General features: G+C 69.9%; 14 protein-coding genes and 1 pseudogene. 4 read left to right on the forward strand and 11 right to left on the reverse strand.

Features of this window, described 5'->3' with window-relative positions:
* Positions 1-827 precede the first annotated feature (827 nt).
* Positions 828-1,319: pseudogene (locus tag ACZ5XZ_RS15670) on the forward strand (hypothetical protein); the annotation flags it as partial.
* Here the strand turns inward: ACZ5XZ_RS15670 and ACZ5XZ_RS15675 are convergent.
* From ACZ5XZ_RS15675 to ACZ5XZ_RS15695, 5 genes are all read right to left on the reverse strand, one after another.
* Positions 1,214-1,657: a hypothetical protein gene (locus ACZ5XZ_RS15675; protein ID WP_468978083.1), complete on the reverse strand. Its 444-nt coding sequence runs from the start codon at positions 1,655-1,657 to the stop codon at positions 1,214-1,216. The pseudogene ACZ5XZ_RS15670 and the gene ACZ5XZ_RS15675 sit on opposite strands and share 106 nt — an antisense overlap.
* A 137-nt stretch (positions 1,658-1,794) precedes the next feature.
* On the reverse strand, positions 1,795-2,895 hold the full coding sequence (locus ACZ5XZ_RS15680; protein ID WP_468978084.1) for a PP2C family protein-serine/threonine phosphatase: 1,101 nt from the start codon (positions 2,893-2,895) through the stop codon (positions 1,795-1,797).
* Positions 2,896-3,173: 278 nt separating this feature from the next.
* Complete coding sequence (locus ACZ5XZ_RS15685) at positions 3,174-4,184, reverse strand: DUF2278 family protein (protein ID WP_468978085.1); 1,011 nt, start codon at positions 4,182-4,184, stop codon at positions 3,174-3,176.
* A 39-nt stretch (positions 4,185-4,223) separates the two neighbouring features.
* Positions 4,224-5,201 (reverse strand): endonuclease/exonuclease/phosphatase family protein, encoded by a 978-nt coding sequence (locus ACZ5XZ_RS15690; protein ID WP_468978087.1) that lies wholly within the window; start codon positions 5,199-5,201, stop codon positions 4,224-4,226.
* 142 nt (positions 5,202-5,343) lie between these two features.
* A complete protein-coding gene (locus tag ACZ5XZ_RS15695) occupies positions 5,344-6,036 on the reverse strand; it encodes a haloacid dehalogenase type II (RefSeq protein ID WP_468978090.1) in 693 nt (230 codons plus the stop codon).
* 101 nt (positions 6,037-6,137) lie between these two features.
* On the opposite strand from ACZ5XZ_RS15695, the gene ACZ5XZ_RS15700 reads away from it, so the two are divergent.
* Complete coding sequence (locus ACZ5XZ_RS15700; protein ID WP_468978092.1) at positions 6,138-6,695, forward strand: CGNR zinc finger domain-containing protein; 558 nt, start codon at positions 6,138-6,140, stop codon at positions 6,693-6,695.
* A gap of 167 nt (positions 6,696-6,862) precedes the next feature.
* On the opposite strand, the gene ACZ5XZ_RS15705 is transcribed toward ACZ5XZ_RS15700, so the two are convergent.
* The 4 genes from ACZ5XZ_RS15705 to ACZ5XZ_RS15720 form a co-directional block, all read right to left on the reverse strand.
* Entirely contained in the window at positions 6,863-7,051 is a 189-nt protein-coding gene (locus tag ACZ5XZ_RS15705; protein WP_468978093.1) for a hypothetical protein, read from the reverse strand.
* A 195-nt stretch (positions 7,052-7,246) separates the two neighbouring features.
* On the reverse strand, positions 7,247-7,492 hold the full coding sequence (locus tag ACZ5XZ_RS15710) for a hypothetical protein (RefSeq protein WP_468978096.1): 246 nt from the start codon (positions 7,490-7,492) through the stop codon (positions 7,247-7,249).
* Positions 7,493-7,539: 47 nt separating this feature from the next.
* Positions 7,540-8,403, reverse strand: coding sequence for an acyl-CoA thioesterase (locus tag ACZ5XZ_RS15715; RefSeq protein ID WP_468978097.1), 864 nt, complete (start codon positions 8,401-8,403; stop codon positions 7,540-7,542).
* A 128-nt stretch (positions 8,404-8,531) separates the two neighbouring features.
* Positions 8,532-11,045, reverse strand: a complete 2,514-nt coding sequence (locus tag ACZ5XZ_RS15720) for a DEAD/DEAH box helicase (protein ID WP_468978099.1) — start codon at positions 11,043-11,045, stop codon at positions 8,532-8,534.
* Between the two features lie 623 nt (positions 11,046-11,668).
* On the opposite strand from ACZ5XZ_RS15720, the gene ACZ5XZ_RS15725 reads away from it, so the two are divergent.
* Positions 11,669-12,460, forward strand: a complete 792-nt coding sequence (locus ACZ5XZ_RS15725; protein ID WP_468978101.1) for a metal-dependent hydrolase — start codon at positions 11,669-11,671, stop codon at positions 12,458-12,460.
* A 172-nt stretch (positions 12,461-12,632) separates the two neighbouring features.
* On the opposite strand, the gene ACZ5XZ_RS15730 is transcribed toward ACZ5XZ_RS15725, so the two are convergent.
* Together ACZ5XZ_RS15730 and ACZ5XZ_RS15735 are read right to left on the reverse strand one after the other, a co-directional pair.
* On the reverse strand, positions 12,633-14,414 hold the full coding sequence (locus ACZ5XZ_RS15730) for an ABC transporter ATP-binding protein (RefSeq protein WP_468978103.1): 1,782 nt from the start codon (positions 14,412-14,414) through the stop codon (positions 12,633-12,635).
* Between the two features lie 8 nt (positions 14,415-14,422).
* Positions 14,423-16,267, reverse strand: a complete 1,845-nt coding sequence (locus tag ACZ5XZ_RS15735) for an ABC transporter transmembrane domain-containing protein (RefSeq protein ID WP_468978105.1) — start codon at positions 16,265-16,267, stop codon at positions 14,423-14,425.
* Between the two features lie 238 nt (positions 16,268-16,505).
* On the opposite strand from ACZ5XZ_RS15735, the gene ACZ5XZ_RS15740 reads away from it, so the two are divergent.
* Positions 16,506-17,258 (forward strand): L,D-transpeptidase family protein, encoded by a 753-nt coding sequence (locus ACZ5XZ_RS15740; protein ID WP_468978108.1) that lies wholly within the window; start codon positions 16,506-16,508, stop codon positions 17,256-17,258.
* The last annotated feature ends 90 nt before the right edge of the window (positions 17,259-17,348 follow it).

Consider the following 17,348-nt stretch of genomic DNA (forward strand, 5'->3'; position numbering starts at 1 on the left):
AGCGACAGACCTCTGACGGAGTTGCCTGCGATGAACCAGGCGGGCGGCGAGAGGTGTTGGTCCGCCCAGGATGGTGTGTGGCAGATGGTGCAACTTCATGGCGGTGGAAGACCTGCCGACTCAATCATCGAAGAGACCCGGGCTCCGGTGCTCGTCGCCCATGTGTTTGACAGTGATGTGGTGGCGGTAGAAGCGACGAGCCCGCAGGGGCAGAGGTGGGAATGCGTGCTGTCACCGCAGACAGCGCGGGACTCTTACGGAGCTCCAGAGGAGATAACCGAGCGGAACACGATGGCGGTTGGGCCTGCCGTGGCATGGGCAAGAGAAGCCGGCCGTGAAGCTGATTCTGACGCGGTGGCCGCGGTACTCGCGGCCGAGGCGGACCCGCTCGCGGAGGACCTGGTGACGGAGTTGATGAAGGCTCTGGGGTTCCGCTTCGGAAGTGGCCCGGGTGCGGCCGGCTGATCGTAAGCCTGTCGGCGACCGACCTTCGGCGGCCGTGGGGCAAACCGCCAGGCTGCCAGCTTGCCGCTGTTCGGCAGAGGCAACCGTTCCGGGCATGCGGTGGTCCTACCGGGCGTCGTGCTCAGAGGGCCGGCCTCTGGCGACTCGTAGACACACTGAGCGTCTATTTCACGTTCGAGCTGGACCCCGAGGACACCTGACCGCGGCTGCGCAGATGTGCCCGGACCATCCCGGGTCATATGGGCCGGGTGTGCCGCAGGCGGTTCCGCAGAACGGTGACCATGGCGCCCTGGTGGGTATCGCTGCCTGCGCCATCTCGTGCTCACGGGACGGGCAAAGTGCCCGCGCCACGGGCAACGCCGTCCTCAGCCGTTGACGCCTCTGCGGTGCGCTGCGAACAGGTCGGAGTGCTCGCGGAGTTCGTCGTGGCCCATCGAACCGGGACCGCCTTCCCGCCTGTGATCACGGGGGACTTCAACGCATGGCCGGACTCCGACGAGGTCCGGCTGTTCGGCGGCTACAAAACGGCAAAAACGGCAACCGCCGCCCCCGGCCATGTCTTCTTCGACGCCTCAGACCGGGCGGTGAATGGCGTTTGGTCGTCCGACCACGCGGCGGTCCTTGCCGAGCTGGGATCCGAGTCAGGAACGGCGGGTGCCCCTACGGGCATTTCGGGACAGTCGGACAGCCGGACAGGCGGCGGCGCCTTGGTTCTGCGTCGTTGGTCGCCTGGCGACCGTAGTGCTTGTCACTGGTCCACGGTGGTGCCGTCGGGCCTCCGCCCGAAGGCTGCCTCAAGGACGGCGGGGAGGTCTGCCTCGGGGACTTCGGTGCGCACCTCCGCCAGGACATGACGAAAGTCGTCATCGTCGATGACCCCCAGGTACTCCTGCCGCAGTTGGTAAATGATCTCGACAAGCTCGGGACGCAGCCGCATCCAGGCGCGGGACGTGCGGATCTCTTCCTCGACCTGTTCCATGAACCAGCGCATGACCTCGTAGGGAACGTCCAGGTGTGGCCCATGAGGGTGGAAACACACCGTCGGCTCCCGTGCCGGGTCCTCGTCGGGGACGATCGCGGTCACAAGGCTGCGTTGCCCGGCCACGAGGTCCAGTTCCAAGTACCAGGCGTCATCGGGTACGGAGTACATCGCGGTGATCGCGTAATCGCCGTCGGGGTGCGGGAGAGGCATGGCCGCATGCTGTCACGCCCGTCCGGCGGCCAACCGGCCCCGGACGCCGGCTGAGCCTCTCCCGCGTTCGGCAGGCTGCCGGTGCCGAGCGGGCCCCCGCCCCGCCCCCTGCGGCGACACCCTTGCTCGTTTCCTGGTCAGGTGGGGCGGGAAAGGCGGCGTCGGGTGACGGCCAGGATGGCCATGTCGTCCTCGCGGTTGCCTTCGGTCCAGCGGCCGACGTCTTTGGTGAGGGCATCGACCAGCGTCTCCGGATCTTTGAACGACCTGCGCATGCGCTCCGAGCGGACCGGGTCGTAGAAGGCCCCCCGGCTGTCCCGCGCCTCGGTGACACCGTCGGTGATCAGCAGGAGGGAGGCACCGGGCGGCAGTCGCAGCGTGTCGACGGATACGGGGCCGGGGGGAGCGATATCGCCGAGGCCCACCCCGAGAGGCAGCTGTGGGACGGCCGGGTCGAGCGGTACGAAATGCCCTTCGTGCACCAGGTACGGAGGCGGATGTCCGCGGTTCACCAGGCTCAGCACCTCGCCGTCGGCGGACACCTCGGCGAGCACGGCGGTGGTGAAGCCCTCCGTGGAGGTCACTGGACCGCCACGGGCCGCTGCCCTGGCCATCGCTTCGTCCATCCGCTCTCCCAGCGTGACCAAGGTGGGGGCGTACTCGGCCTCCTGACGGAACGCTCCGATCGCGACCGACACGGCGGCGACCGCCGCGATGCCCTTGCCCCGCACATCCCCGATGATCATCCGCACTCCGAACGGTGTCTCCTGCACCGCGTAGAAGTCACCGCCGATCCGTGCCTCGGCCTGTGCCGCTGTATACCCCGCGGCCACGTCCAGCGGCCCGACCTCCCTCGGCGGGTGCGGGAGCACCGCCCGCTGGACTGCCTCCGCGACATCCCTGGCCAGTGCCAGATCCCGCCCCTGCCGCACAATGAGCCGGTTGACCCCCAGAGCCAGCACGCCGATCAGGCCGACGACGGCCAGATCGACGAGCAAGGGCGTCGCTGGGCGTCGGCGTTCGATGTCCACCGCCACCGAGACCACGCAGGTGACACACACGACGGCGAGCGCGGCGCGGAAGGAGAGCGTGGCGCCCGCCACGAGCGGTGCGGCGGCCAGCAGCGGGAGTCCCGTGTACGGCTCGGGCGCGATGAGGTCCAGCAGCACGCCGATCGTGAGGGCCAGCGCCGCGAGTACCCACGGCACCTTCGCCAGCGTGGGTTGCAGGACTTTCACGGTGCATCTCCTGACGGGTGCGCGGGTGTCCGCTGCCCCCGCCGCCCCCGCCGTCGCGCCGGACGCTCCCAAGGCCGCCGCCCGAGCCGAGACCGAACCCCGCCGCGCGGCACCGGCGGGCGCACTGTGGTGCGGCACAGCGCGCCCGCTCCTGGATCACCTGCAACGCCATCGAACGAAACCAATGCAGCGAACGAAACGCGAAACCGCATCGAATGAAGCCAATGCAGCGAACGAAGCCAATGCAGCGGACGAAGCGCGAAACGCACCTTCGAATGTCAGAAGGAGACGGTCCAGCCCTCGCGCAGGGCCTGTTCCTCGGTGTACGAGACGCCGTCGACCTTGAGCCCGGCAGGGTCGAGGAGCGTGATCGACCCGCCGTGGTTGCCGAGTTGGAATTCGTTGCCGCCCGCGACAGCGAGGGTGGCGCCGGCGGTGAGCGGCTGCGCCGGCAGCGGCAGCAGGTGATCCTGCTGGTCGGCGAGGCGCCAGCCGTCGAGGTCGATGGTGACCGGGGAGGCGTTGAGGAGCGTGACGGTCTCGCGCTCGGGTGCCGGCCCGGTGGGGTTGACCAGCGCGGCCAGGATGCGCACCGATGCGTCACGCGTGACGGGCCGTGGCGGTGCGGCGGTGAGGGGGTGGCCGGTGCGCTCGTCGGTGTGCCATACCTGGGACTGGAACGCCAGGAAGACGGCGACCCAGCGCGCTTCGGCGGGGAAGTGCAGCAGCAGCCCGCCGTCCTGCCAGACTCCGTTGCTGGGACGGAACTGTCCGCTGCTGCCTTGGTTCATGTGAATTTCGTGGACACCGTTGCCGGGCAGGAAGCCGAACACCTTGTCAGGTTCGTTGGGTTCGGGCCCGTAGCGCTCTCCGAAGAGATAGATCTCCGTATTCGAGTCGGCGATGGCTCGTTCCACGTGATGGTCCAGCATGTCCTCCAGGTCGTTGTCCAGGCCGGGCAGATCGGGCGGCAGCGGCCGTACCGCGTCAGGAGGGAAGAGATTGCCGCGGATGAAGTCCAGGCTGGCCGTGCCCGGCTGCGACGCCAGGAGATTCCATCCGCTGCCGGCCGCGGGCAGCTGCCCGGTCACGGGATGGTGGAAGTTCTCATCGGTCACGAAGAGCAGATCGGGCGGACGCTGCTGGGACTTGACGTTGATCGCGGCCCGGTAATGGGTGCCGGCGTCGTCGGTGAGGTGCATCTGGTAATGCGGGGTCTCGTCGGGGGCGCCCTCGCGGCGCCGCTCGACGGCCCGGCACGCCAGAACTCCGTAGTTCTTCAGTGGCATGGGTCATCACTCCGAAGCGAGAAAGGCGGCCGGCAGCGGCTAGAAATCGAGAACGACCCAGGCGGGGTCGTGATCGGAGCCGTCACCGCCGTGTCGGGTGCGCCGGTCGATATGTGAGCTCTTGTGCTGCGAGGTGAGGCTCTGGCTCAGCCAGATCTGGTCGAACAGCTCGTACTGGGCGTTCTGCCCGGCCGCCTTGAACCGATGGGTCCACGACCCCGAAGCGGGTGGCGGCGGATCGTCGGGCTTGGGCGCTCGGGTCTCCTGAGGATGCGCGAGTGCCTCCGTCAGGCTCAGCTGCGCAGAGGTGGCCAGCGGGGCGAGAGTCGGCGCGTCCGGGGAGTCGTTCATGTCCCCCAGCACGATGAAACGCCCGTCGGGGCGGGTGCGTGCGGCGACTATACGGGCGATCGACTCCGCCTGCCGGTGCCTGCGGGCATCGGCCGCGGCCTTGCCCTCCTCAGGGTCCACTCCGTGCTCGACGAACTTGCTCTTGAGGTGATTGTTGAAGAGCGTCAGCAGACGCCGATCGGTGTCGTGCGGATCCAGGATGTCCACCTCCAGCAAGTCCCGGCTGAATACTCGCTCGCCGGGCGCCTCGGGGTGGGAGGCGTGCTGCCATGAGGTGACCGCACCCACCGGGAATTTGGAGAGCAGGGCCAGATCGATCAGCCGGGGGTCGTTGCCTTCGATCAGCGAAAGAAACCTGTAGGCATTATCAAGATGTTGAGCGGCGAAGTATCGCAGGGTGTCGATGTCCTCGACCTCCTGAACGGCCAGCACATCGAGGTCCATCGCCTTGATCCGCTCGGCGATCAACTTCTGCTCCGCGGGGTCCTTTCCCTTGACCAGCTTGCCTTTGTACGTGCGGACCCGCACTTTCTCGGGGTCGTCGAACACATACTTCGAGGTCAGCTCGCCGTCGGGTCCGACCGGATGGATCTGTTCAATCTCGGCCTGGAAGTTGAACCGTGAAAAGAGATTGTTGAGGTTGAAGGTTCCCACCGTGACATCCATGCCGACCTCCACGATCAGCCGTGTCGGCCCCAATTACCTTGAGCGTAACTCGCCCGGTCCGGCACGGAAAACGGAAGGAGTCGCCGTCAATGCGGCAGGTGTGAGCGCAGTGTGTCCGCTCGGCGGAATGCGGATCGCCCGGCTATTGCGCCGTCAGCGCGGTGACCAGTTCGTCGAGTCCGTTGCACCGCCAGTCGAAGACGTCGGAACTCGTCGGCGGATCCCCGGCCGGTCGCCGGACATAGGCGGTCCGCATGCCCGTCGCCTGAGCTCCGCGCAGGTCCCAGGCGTGGGCGGCCACCATGAGGATGCCTTCTGGTGGGCATCCGGCGGTTTCGACGGCGAGCTGGTAGACCTCCCGTGCCGGCTTGTAGGCCAGGACGGCTTCGCCGGACAGGGCTTGATGCCAGCGCAGCCCGGCATGTGCGTTGAGTCGCAGCAGGGCGGTACGGCCGGCGTTGGAGAGGCCCAGCACGGGGAGGTGCCGCGCGAGCCGGTCGAGACCGGCGACAGAGTCGCTCCAGGGCGGCAGTCGCTGACTCGCTGTGGCCAGCCGGGCGATGGCCGCCGGATCGGTGAGTCCGGCATGGTCGGCCACCCGTTGAGCGGCCTCCCCGTCGATGATCTCGGTGTTGACGTACGCGCGATGCCCTTGCGCCATGCGTTGCTGCTCGACCTCGACATGCTGCTGCCACAAGGTGAGCAGCTCGTCGACACAGGCACCGTCGGACGCGGGCGCGGCCTCGCGAATTGCCGCCCGAAGCCCGCCGGGTTCGTCGACCAGTGTGCCGAGGACGTCGAAGACGACGGCCTCGATGTCGCGGATCCCGACCACGCTTCCTCCCGTTCGTCCCGTTCATTCCGTTCGCACTCGCCGTCACCATCTCAACAGGTGACGACGTTGCCATCCGGTGCGTCACCGGTCAAGATGGTGACGTGAATTTCGCATTCGTCAGCGGAAACCCGGCCCTTGATCTGGCCGGCACCGTGCTGTCCCGTCGAGACGAGCCCGTCGACGCCCTGGCCGCGCCCGCGGACCTGGAGCGTTGGGTGGCCGAATGTGAAGAGCTCCCTGGCCGGGCTACCGCCGACGTCGCCACCTTCGAGTCCGCGCTGTCACTGCGAGAGGCGCTCTACCGGCTTGCGCTCGACCGCGTGCTCGATCGGCCCTTCGATCCGGGCGGCCTCGAAATCGTCAACGACGCGGCCGCCGGGCCGGTGCCCACGATCAAGCTCAGCGACGCAGGACTGGAGATGTCCGGGGACCTGCACGCCGCGCTCTCCCAAGTGGCCAGAAGCGGCATCGCCGTGCTCGCCGACCCGCACGCCTGTCTCAAGGAGTGTGGTCGCGCCCGCTGCACTCGTATCTATCTCGACCGCTCGCGCGGTGCCCGGCGCACCTGGTGCGGGATGGACGAGTGCGGCAACCGCGTCAAGGCCGCGGCCTATAGAGCGCGCAGACGAGCTACAGCCGTAGGCGAGCTACGGTGGTAGGTGAGTCCGCTCTGCACTGACCGCATTCGCGCGGAACCGCGAGGCCGAGTCCACGCCCGGGTCTCAACCTCGCGGTCCCCTCGTCTTCAGGCAGATCAACTGATGGCGTCAATACATGGCGTCAACTCATAGTGCCAGCCGCTGCGAAGACGGTGTGATCCTTGTCGTCACTTACTGGATTCGATGGCGGCGTTCGCGGCGTGTTCGGTGACGCTCGCCGGTGCGACGAGGCCCCACACGTGGCCGACGAGGGTGAAAGCCTGGTCGGCGGCGGGTCCGGTGGTTGCCTGGGCCGGGGTGGCGAGGACCCCGAAGAGCGCGATGGTTCCGAGGGCGACAGTGGCGAATCGGCGCATTAACTATCCCTTTGTGCAAGGTGGTTGGTATGTCCGGCGACAACTTTCCCCACCTGCGCACCGATACGCCGACGGTCCTCCTTGTGGGTGGTGAGGAAACGATCTGTCAGCCGATCGCGGCGACGGCGACGGCGATGCAGATGGAGCTGGACCTGGAGCTGGAGGTGGCGACGGGGCAGAGTGCGCAGGCGTCCGTCACGCCAGTGGCCCCTCGACATCCCGCCGGTTCGTCACAGCGGCCCGAGCGATCGTGGACAGCGTCAGTGCCCGCTCCCTGTCGACGACCAGCCAGCCCTTCTCGAGGAGGGACTGAAGGAGGGGCCGGACCTCGTCGCCCATCTCCTCCGCCAGGTCGTCATCGGTGGGGGAGCGGTCGGCGCGCACGAGGGCGGCGACGTGGAGTACGAGCGCTTCCTCCGCCGCGGTGATGTTGAAGTCCATGGGACGAGCGTAGGCAGCCACGTCCTTGGACGGGACGAATGAGCCCCTCAGAGAGGACGAAAGAGCCCCTCCTGCACTACCGACACCAGAAGTCTGCCCTCCCGGTCGTAGATCCGGCCGCGGGCCAGGCCTCGGCCGCCCGTCGCGATCGGCGACTCCTGGTCGTAGAGGAACCACTCGTCCGCGCGGAACGGACGGTGGAACCACATCGCGTGGTCGAGCGAGGCCATGTCGAAGCCGCGCGGCCCCCAGAGCGGCTCGACCGGGATGCGGACGGCGTCCAGCAGCGTCATGTCGCTGGCATAGGTGAGTGCGCAGGTGTGGACGAGCGGATCGTCACCCAAGGGGCCGACCGCGCGCATCCACACCGCGCTGCGCGGCTCCGCACCCTCGATCTCGTCCGGCGTCCAGCGCAGCCGGTCGACATAGCGGATGTCGAAGGGCTGCCGGCGCGCCATCCGCTCGAACGCCTCGGGCAGGCCGCCCAGGTGCTCGCGGACCTCGTCCGCGACCGTCGGCAGGTCCTCCGGGCCGGGCACCTCCCGGCGCATCGGCAACTGATGGTCGAAGCCGGGCTCCGGCTTGTGGAAGGAGGCGGTCAGATTGAAGATCGTGCGTCCTTCCTGGACGGCGACGACCCGGCGGGTGGTGAAGGACCGCCCGTCGCGTACCCGCTCGACCTGGTACACGATCGGCACCCCCGGCCGGCCCGGCCGCAGAAAGTACGCGTGGAGCGAGTGGACCGGGCGGTCACCCTCCGTGGTCCGCCCGGCGGCCACCAGCGCCTGGCCCGCTACCTGGCCGCCGAAGACCCGTTGGAGGCTCTCCTGCGGGCTGCGGCCCCGGAAGATGTTCACCTCGATCTGTTCGAGATCCAGCAGATCGACCAGCCTCTCGGCGGGATTGGTCATGACCGGTGGCCCTCCGTCGCGTCCTCGACGGCCTCGGGTGAAGCCGTCGTCCTAGGGCCTGTCCGATGGGTCATGGCCGCGGCCTTTCCGACCCTGACCCATCGGACAGACCCTAGGGCATGCCCGCCCTACAACTGACCCACATCCGTGACCCGCACCACCGCGCGGCCCTCCTCGTCGGAGGCGGCCAGATCCACCTCCGCCGAGATGCCCCAGTCGTGATCACCGTTCGGGTCGGCGAAGGTCTGCCGCACCTTCCACAGTCCGTGCTCGGCATCCTCCTGGATCTGCAGCAGCTTCGGGCCGCGGGCGTCCGGACCCGTGCCCAGCTCCTCGTACTCGTCCCAGTAGGCGTCCATCGCGTCGCCCCAGGCTTCAGCGTCCCAGCCGGACTCGGCATCCATCTCGCCGAGCTCCTCGACCTTGTCCAGCGCCGCCAGCTCCACCCGCCGGAACATCGCGTTGCGCACCAGCACCCGGAACGCCCGCGCGTTGGCCGTGACCGGGCGGACCTGATCGGCTCGCTCCTGCGCCTGGTCCGCGGTCTCCTCCTCGGGGTTGGCGAGCTGTTCCCACTCGTCGAGCAGGCTGGAGTCGACCTGCCGCACCATCTCGCCGAGCCAGGCGATGATGTCCTCAAAGTCCTCGGACTTCAGGTCGTCCGGCACGGTGTGGTCCAGCGTCTTGAACGCGCTCGCCAGGTAGCGCAGCACGATGCCCTCGGTGCGCGCCAGCTCGTAGAAGGACGTGAACTCCGTGAAGGTCATGGCGCGTTCGTACATGTCGCGGATGACCGACTTCGGCGACAGCGGGTGATCACCGACCCAGGGGTGGCTCTTGCGGTACAGCCCGTAGGCGTGGAAGAGCAGCTCTTCCAGCGGCTTGGGGTACTCGACGTCCATGAGCCGTTCCATGCGCTCTTCGTACTCGACGCCGTCGGCCTTCATCTGGGCCACCGCCTCGCCCCGGGCCTTGTTCTGCTGGGCGGCCAGGATCTGCCGCGGATCGTCCAGCGTGGACTCCACGACCGAGACCATGTCCAGCGCATAGGACGGCGACTCGGGGTCGAGCAGGTCGAACGCGGCCAGCGCGAAGGTCGACAGCGGCTGGTTGAGCGCGAAGTCCTGCTGGAGGTCGACGGTCAGCCGGACGATCCGGCCCTCCGCGTCCGGCTCGGGGAGCCGCTCGACGATCCCGCCGTCCAGCAGCGACCGGTAGATCGCGATGGCCCGCCGGATGTGCCGGAGCTGGTTCCTGCGCGGCTCGTGATTGTCCTCCAGGAGCCCCCGCATCGCGTCGAAGGCGTTGCCCGGCCGGGCGATGACCGACAGCAGCATCGCGTGCGTCACCCTGAAGCGGGAGGTCAGCGGCTCGGGGTCGGAAGCGATGAGCTTCTCGAAGGTGTTCTCACCCCAGTTGACGAAGCCCTCCGGCGCCTTCTTGCGTACGACCTTGCGGCGCTTCTTGGGATCGTCGCCCGCCTTCGCCAGCGCCTTCTCGTTCTCCACGACATGCTCGGGAGCCTGCGCGACCACGAAGCCCGCGGTGTCGAAACCGGCCCGGCCGGCGCGGCCGGCGATCTGATGGAACTCCCGCGCCCGCAGCGTCCGCACCCGCGACCCGTCGTACTTCGTCAGCGCGGTGAACAGCACCGTGCGGATCGGGACGTTGACGCCCACGCCGAGCGTGTCCGTACCGCAGATCACCTTCAACAGGCCCGCCTGTGCGAGCTTCTCGACGAGCCGGCGGTACTTCGGCAGCATGCCGGCGTGGTGCACGCCGATGCCGTGGCGGACGTAGCGCGAGAGGTTCCGGCCGAACTTGGTGGTGAACCGGAAGTTGCCGATGAGCTGGGCGATCTCGTCCTTCTCGGCACGCGTGCACATATTGATGCTCATCAGCGCCTGCGCCCGCTCCACGGCGGCGGCCTGGGTGAAGTGCACGATGTAGACGGGAGACTGGCGGGTCTCCAACAGCTCGGTCAGCGTCTCCGTCATCGCCGTGGTCCGGTACTCGTACGACAGCGGCACCGGCCGGGTCGCCGAGCGCACCACCGTCGTCGGCTTCCCCGTGCGCCGGGTCAGGTCCTCCTCGAAGCGCGACATGTCGCCGAGCGTCGCCGACATCAGGATGAACTGCGCCTGCGGCAGCTCCAGCAGGGGGATCTGCCAGGCCCAGCCGCGGTCCGGCTCGGCGTAGAAGTGGAACTCGTCCATCACGACCTGGCCGATGTCGGCGTCCTTGCCGTCCCGCAGCGCTATCGAGGCGAGGACCTCGGCGGTGCAGCAGATGACCGGCGCGTCGGCGTTGACCGATGCGTCGCCGGTGAGCATGCCGACGTTCTCGGTGCCGAACAGCTTGCACAGATCGAAGAACTTCTCCGACACCAGCGCCTTGATGGGCGCGGTGTAGAAGGTGACCTGGTCGTTGGCGAGAGCGGTGAAGTGCGCGCCGGCCGCCACCAGGCTCTTGCCGGAGCCGGTGGGGGTGGACAGGATGACGTTCGCTCCCGACACCACCTCGATCAGCGCCTCCTCCTGGGCAGGGTAGAGCGAGATGCCCTGCTGCTCGGCCCAGCCCGAAAAGGCTTCGAAGAGGGCATCGGGGTCGGCGTCGTTCGGCAGATGATCGATGAGGGTCACGCCCCCATACTGCCTGCCTCGGGCCCGGATCAGGGAACCGGCGACCGGAAGAGGGAGCTGTCGAAGATCGTCTGGGCGGTGGTCCGAGCGTCCCGGGGTCGCGCTCTGCCGTCCAAGCCATCGGCCGGCTCGCCTCAGAAAGTCACTTCTTCTGCTCTGACCTGCGGAAATGTGGGCGTAAGGAGTCGTTGCCCGGTGACTGGCCGCCCGGAGCGGACGGGGCCTCGGCGCGGGCGGGAGGCTCCTTTGTGCGGCGCCGGGGTCGTCGGCGGTCGCGGCACTCACGAAGACATCCGCGCAATGCCTTCACATTCCGTACCTGGCCGTGGACGTGCTGTTGTCGCCGCTGGTCCCCGCGGTGCGGGGCCGAGGCCGCGAGGTGGTGGAGATCACTCGATGCGGGGCGGGCGGGGTGTCCGGGGGAGATCCCGACCGGGTGGGGGAGGCCGGGCCGAGGAGGAAGGGCAACGGCACCCGAACGGGGGTGGGGGCCGGGTCACCCGGTCCTCGTACGGAGATCATCTGACGCTACGCTGAGTCGCCGACCGGGCGTCAGAGGCGCGGTCACCGAGCGCGCGACGCACAGGACACGCGACGCGGCAGAACAAGGGGTGGGAACGACCATGATGGGACCGGCGCACTCGCTGTCCGGGGCTGCGGCCTGGCTGGGGGTGGGCGCGGCGGCCGCGGCCACCGAGCATCCGATGCCCTGGCCGGTGCTCGTCTGCGGAGCGCTGATATGTGCCGGAGCGGCGCTCGCCCCGGACCTCGACCACAAGTCCGCGACCATCTCGCGGGCGTTCGGCCCGCTGTCGCGGATCCTGTGCGAGGTGGTCGACGCCCTCTCGCACGCGGTCTACAAGGCGACCAAGATGCGCGGCGACTCCAGCCGCAACGGGGGGCACCGCACGCTCACCCACACCTGGGTGTGGGCCGTGCTGGTCGGCGGCGGGATGTCGCTGCTGGCGATGCAGGGCGGCCGCTGGGCCGTACTCGGCATCCTCTTCGTCCATATGGTGCTGGCCATCGAGGGGCTGCTGTGGCGGGCCGCCCGGGTCTCCAGCGATGTGCTGGTGTGGCTGCTGGGCGCGGCCTCGGCCTGGATCCTGGCCGGGGTGCTCGACCAGCCGGGCAACGGCGCGAGCTGGCTGTTCACCGAACCGGGGCAGCAGTACCTGTGGCTGGGCCTGCCCATCGTGCTCGGCGCGCTGGTGCATGACATCGGCGATGCGCTGACCGTCTCGGGGTGCCCCGTGCTGTGGCCCATCCCGATAGGCCGTAAGCGCTGGTACCCGGTCGGGCCGCCGAAGGCCATGCGCTTCAAGGCCGGCAGCTGGGTGGAGCTGAAGGTGCTGATGCCGGTGTTCATGGTGCTGGGCGGGGTCGGCGCCCTGGGCGCACTCGGCTATATCTGACGTCGGCGGTCTCTGACGTCGGCGGTCTCTGGCGTCGCCTGCTTCTGGCATCGGCTGCTTCTGACGGACGTGTTCTGACGGACGTGCCGTGGTCGGCCCGCACCATCCGCAGCGCGGCGCCGCACCCCGGTTCCCGCCCGATGCGCCCGCCAGACGGGCCCGGGCCGCCGAGTCACCCGTGCCAGGACCGCCACAGCGCCGCGTACGCCCCCTCGGCCGCGACCAGTTCCTCGTGGCTGCCCAGTTCGCTGATGCGGCCGTCCTCGACGACGGCGATCACGTCGGCGTCGTGGGCGGTGTGCAGGCGGTGGGCGATGGCCACCACCGTGCGGCCGTCCAGCACCCTGCCCAGGGAGCGTTCGAGGTGGCGCGCCGCCCGGGGGTCGAGGAGCGAGGTCGCCTCGTCGAGGACCAGCGTGTGCGGGTCGGCGAGCACCAGGCGGGCCAGGGCGATCTGCTGGGCCTGGGCGGGGGTCAGTGGGTGACCGCCCGACCCGACCTCCGTGTCGAGGCCGTCGTCCAGGGCCCGGGCCCATTCGGCCGCGTCCACCGCGCCGAGCGCCGCCCAGAGTTCGGTGTCGGTCGCTCCCGTACGCGCCAGCCGGAGGTTGTCGCGCAGCGAGCCCACGAAGACATGGTGCTCCTGATTGACCAGCGCCACCTGCTCGCGCACCCGCTCGGCCGGCATCGTGGAGAGCTCCGCCCCGCCCAGCGTGACGCTGCCCCGGCGGGGACCGTAGATCCCGGCCAGCAGCCGGCCCAGCGTCGATTTGCCGGCGCCGGACGGCCCGACCAGCGCCAGTCGGCTCCCCGGACGGATCCGCAGTGACACCTCGCGCAGTACGTCGACGCCGGCGCGGTAGCCGAAGGTCACATCGTCGGCATGGACGTCACGACCGTCGGGGGACCGCCCGGTGTCCGCCGCCTCCGGTTCGATCTCGCGGACGCCGACGAGCCGGGCGATGGACACCTGGGCCACCTGCAGTTCGTCGTACCAGCGCAGGATCATGCCGACCGGCTCGATCATCATCTGCGCGAGGAGCGCCCCCGTCGTCAGCTGCCCCGGGGTCATCCAGCCCTGGAGGACGAAGGCCCCGCCGAGCAGCAGCACCGCGCCCAGCAGCAGCACATGCGTCAGGTCGATGACGGGGAAGAGCACCGAGCGCAGGAAGAGCGTGTAGCGCTCCCATTGGGTCCAGGCGCGGATGCGGTCCTCCGACAGGGCGATGCGGCGCCCGCCCAGGCGGTGGGCCTCGATGGTGCGGCCGGCGTCGACGGATTCGGTGAGTACGGCGGAGACCGCGGCGTATCCGGCGGCCTCCGAACGGTAGGCGCCCGGCGCCCGCTTGAAGTACCAGCGGCAGCCGAGGACCAGCGGCGGCAGCGCGACGAGTACGGACAGCGCGAGCGGCGGCGCGGTGACGGTGAGCCCGCCGAGCAGCAGCCCCACCCACACCACACCGATGGACAGCTGCGGTACGGCCTCGCGCATCGCGCTGGAGAGCCGGTCGATGTCGGTGGTGATCCGCGACAGCAGATCGCCGGTCCCGGCCCGCTCCAGGACGCCCGGCGGCAGCGCCACGGACCGTACGAGGAAGTCCTCGCGCAGATCCGCCAGCATGCGTTCGCCCAGCATCGCGCCGCGGAGCCGCACCATGCGCACGAAGACCGCCTGGACGGCCAGGGCGAGGGTGAACAGGGCGAGGGTGCGCCCGAGCTGGAGGTCCCGGCTGCCCGCGGCCAGCTTCTCGACGACGCCGCCGAGCAGATATGGCCCGGCCATGGAGGCGATGACCGCGGCGGCGTTCACGGCCACCAGCACCGTGAACTCCCGGCGGTGACGGCGGATCAGGCCGCGCACGTAGCCGCGTACGGTCGCCGGTGAGCCGACGGGCAGGGTGGTGAGGGTCTGCGGGGCGTCCGGATCGTGCTCCGGCGGCGCCAGGCCGATCATGCGGTCTCCTAGATCTGGTCGATCCGGTGGGTGGGGTGGGGCTGGTCGATCCGGTCGACTGGGCCGGTCCGCACCGCCGGCTCGGTGTCGGTCTCGCGGGTGACGACGGCGCGGTAGGCGGGGTGGCTGTGCAGCAGTTCGCGGTGGGCGGCCTCGGCGACGACCTTGCCCTCGTGGAGGAAGGCGACCTGGTCGGCCCGGTCCAGCAGGAGCGGGCTGGAGGTGAGGACCACGGTGGTGCGGCCCGCTCTGATCTTCCGCAGGCCGTCGGCGATCCGTGCCTCGGTGTGCGCGTCGACCGCGCTGGTCGGCTCGTCGAGCACCAGCACCTCCGGGTCGGTGACCAGCGATCTGGCCAGTGCCAGCCGCTGCCGCTGGCCACCGGAGAGCGATCTGCCGCGTTCGGTGATGTGGGTGCCCATGGGGTCGCCGGAGTCGTCGACGGACGCCTGCGCGAGCGCGGTCAGTACGTCGGCGCACTGGGCCGCGCCGAGTGCCTCGGCGGCCGGCACCTGCCCGGAGGACGGCACGTCGAGCAGCTCGCCGAGGGTGCCGGAGAGCAGCATCGGGTCCTTGTCCTGGACGAGTACGGCCCGGCGGGCGGTGTCGCGCGGCAGGTCGTCCAGCGGGGCGCCGCCGAGGACGACGGACCGCGCGGCACCGCTGTCCACCCGGTCGGCGCCGTCCTCGTCGGTCTGCGGCGGATGGCCGCCGAGGCGTTCGGCGAGCCGGCCCGCGGCGTCGGGGTCGCCGCAGACGACCGCGGTCAGCCGGCCGGCCGGGGCGGTCAGGCCGCTGACCGGGTCGTGCAGATCGCCGGTGGGCGTCGCCCCGTGCCCGGCGGTCCGGCCGCCGGCCGGCCGGCTCTGTGCCAGTACGCGGGCCGTACGCTTCGCCGACGGCCGGGCGAAGGAGTAGGCCTGAGCGATCTCCTCGAAGTGCCGCAGCGGGAAGAGCAGGAAGGTGACCGCGCTGTAGATCGTGACGAGTTCGCCCACGGCGACCGTGCCGTCGAGGGCGAGCCGGGCGCCGTACCAGACCACCGCGATCAGCAGCAGCCCCGGCAGCACCACCTGGACGGCCGAGATCAGCGACCACATCCGGGCGCTGCGGACGGCGGCCTCGCGAACCTCCTGCGAGGCGCTGCGGTAGCGGCCGAGGAACAGCTCCTCGCCGCCGATGCCGCGCAGTACGCGCAGTCCGGCGACGGTGTCGGAGGCCAGCTCGGTGGCCCGGCCGGCCTTCTCGCGCTGGGCGTCGGCACGCCGGGTGGCGGGCGGCAGCAGCGGCAGTACGGCCAGCGCCAGTACGGGTACGCCGAGCGCCACCAGCACGCCGAGCTGCGGCTGGCTGACGACCAGGGCCAGTGAGACGCCGACCGTGGTCACCGCCGCCGCGCCGAACCGGGAGACCGCCTCGACGAACCAGCCGATCTTCTCCAGATCGCCGGTGCTGACGGCGACGATCTCGCCGGCCGCCACCCGCCGGGTCATGGCCGATCCCAGCTCCGTGGTCTTGCGGGCGAGCAGCTGCTGCATCCGGGCGACGGTGGTGATCCAGTTGGTGACGGCGGCGCGGTGCAGCATCGTGCTGCCGAGCGCGATCAGCGCGCCCAGCACCACGACCAGGCCGCCGGCCAGGGCGAGTCGGCCGCCGTCGCGGTCCACCACGGCCTGCACGGCCAGGCCCACCGGCAGCGGGAACGAGGCGATGGCGCCGAAGTTCACCAGCCCCCACAAGAGGGCCTTGAACTGCCCGCCGAGCTGCTGTTTGTAGAGCCACAAGAGGAAGGCGCCGCCCGTACGGACGTCCGGGACGCCCGGGTCGGGGTGCGGAAGATCGCGAATCTGCATGGTGTCCCAGGCGAAGTCGTGGTGGGGGGTGGGGCGGCAGAGCGCCGTCCCGGCAGGCGAAATGCCCCTCTCGCCCGTCTCGTCTGTCGGCGGAGGTTCTGGAAGATTGGCCCGTGGCGCAGGCCGGTTTCAAACGGTTTTTCCGCTGCGGTCATATGATTCGGACAATCGTGTGGGAAGCCGTGCGCGGCGGACGGGCGCTGAACGGTCGTCAGGCTCGCGGTGCGACCATGGGGCCATGCGGACTTCGGGCGGTGCGGTGAGGAGCGCGGCGGTGGCCGCGGCGGGGCTGGTCCTACTGGCGGGCTGCGGCGGCGGGCCGGGTGGCCGGCATTCGGGCGGCACGGACGACGCGGGGAAGGGGAAGCGTCCGGGCGGTGCGGCTCGCGGGGCGTCCGCCAGCACCCATCTCAAGGAGGTTCCCGGGATCGGCGGCGTCCTGCGGTCGCGGATCCCCGCCGGCTCCAGTCAGGTCGTCGCGGTCTACGGCGCGGGCGCGGACTCCTCCGACTCCACCGTCGTCCTCTACGAGAAGGACGCCAAGGGATGGGACCGCAAGGCGAGTTGGGCGGCGCACAACGGCCGGCGCGGCTGGACGCTGAACCACCACGAAGGCGACAAGCGCAGCCCCGTGGGCGTGTTCACGCTGACCGACGCGGGCGGGGTGCTCGCCGACCCCGGCGCCAAGCTGCCCTATACGCACTCGCCGGCGTTCACCCCGCCGCCGTACTGGGACAAGAGCACCCGGCACGACTTCGACTACGTCGTCGCGATCAACTACAACCGCGTCAAGGGCACCTCCCCGCTGGACCCGACCCGGCCCGAGGGGCAGTCCAAGGGGGGCGGGATCTGGCTGCACGGGGACCACGGCAGCGGGACCTCCGCCTGTGTCAGCGTGCCGAAGGCCGCGATGCAGACGCTGCTGCGCGCCCTCGACCCGGCGCGGCAGCCCGTCGTCGTCATGGGCGACAAGGCGCGTCTCGGGGCCTGAAGGGCGCGGCGAAAGCCCGGCCGCAAGGCCTTCGGGCGCATCGGGGCATCGGGGTCAAGGCATCGGGTCAAGGCATCGGGGTCAAGGCCC

The sequence above is a fragment of the Streptomyces sp. NPDC033270 genome, from assembly GCF_055576575.1.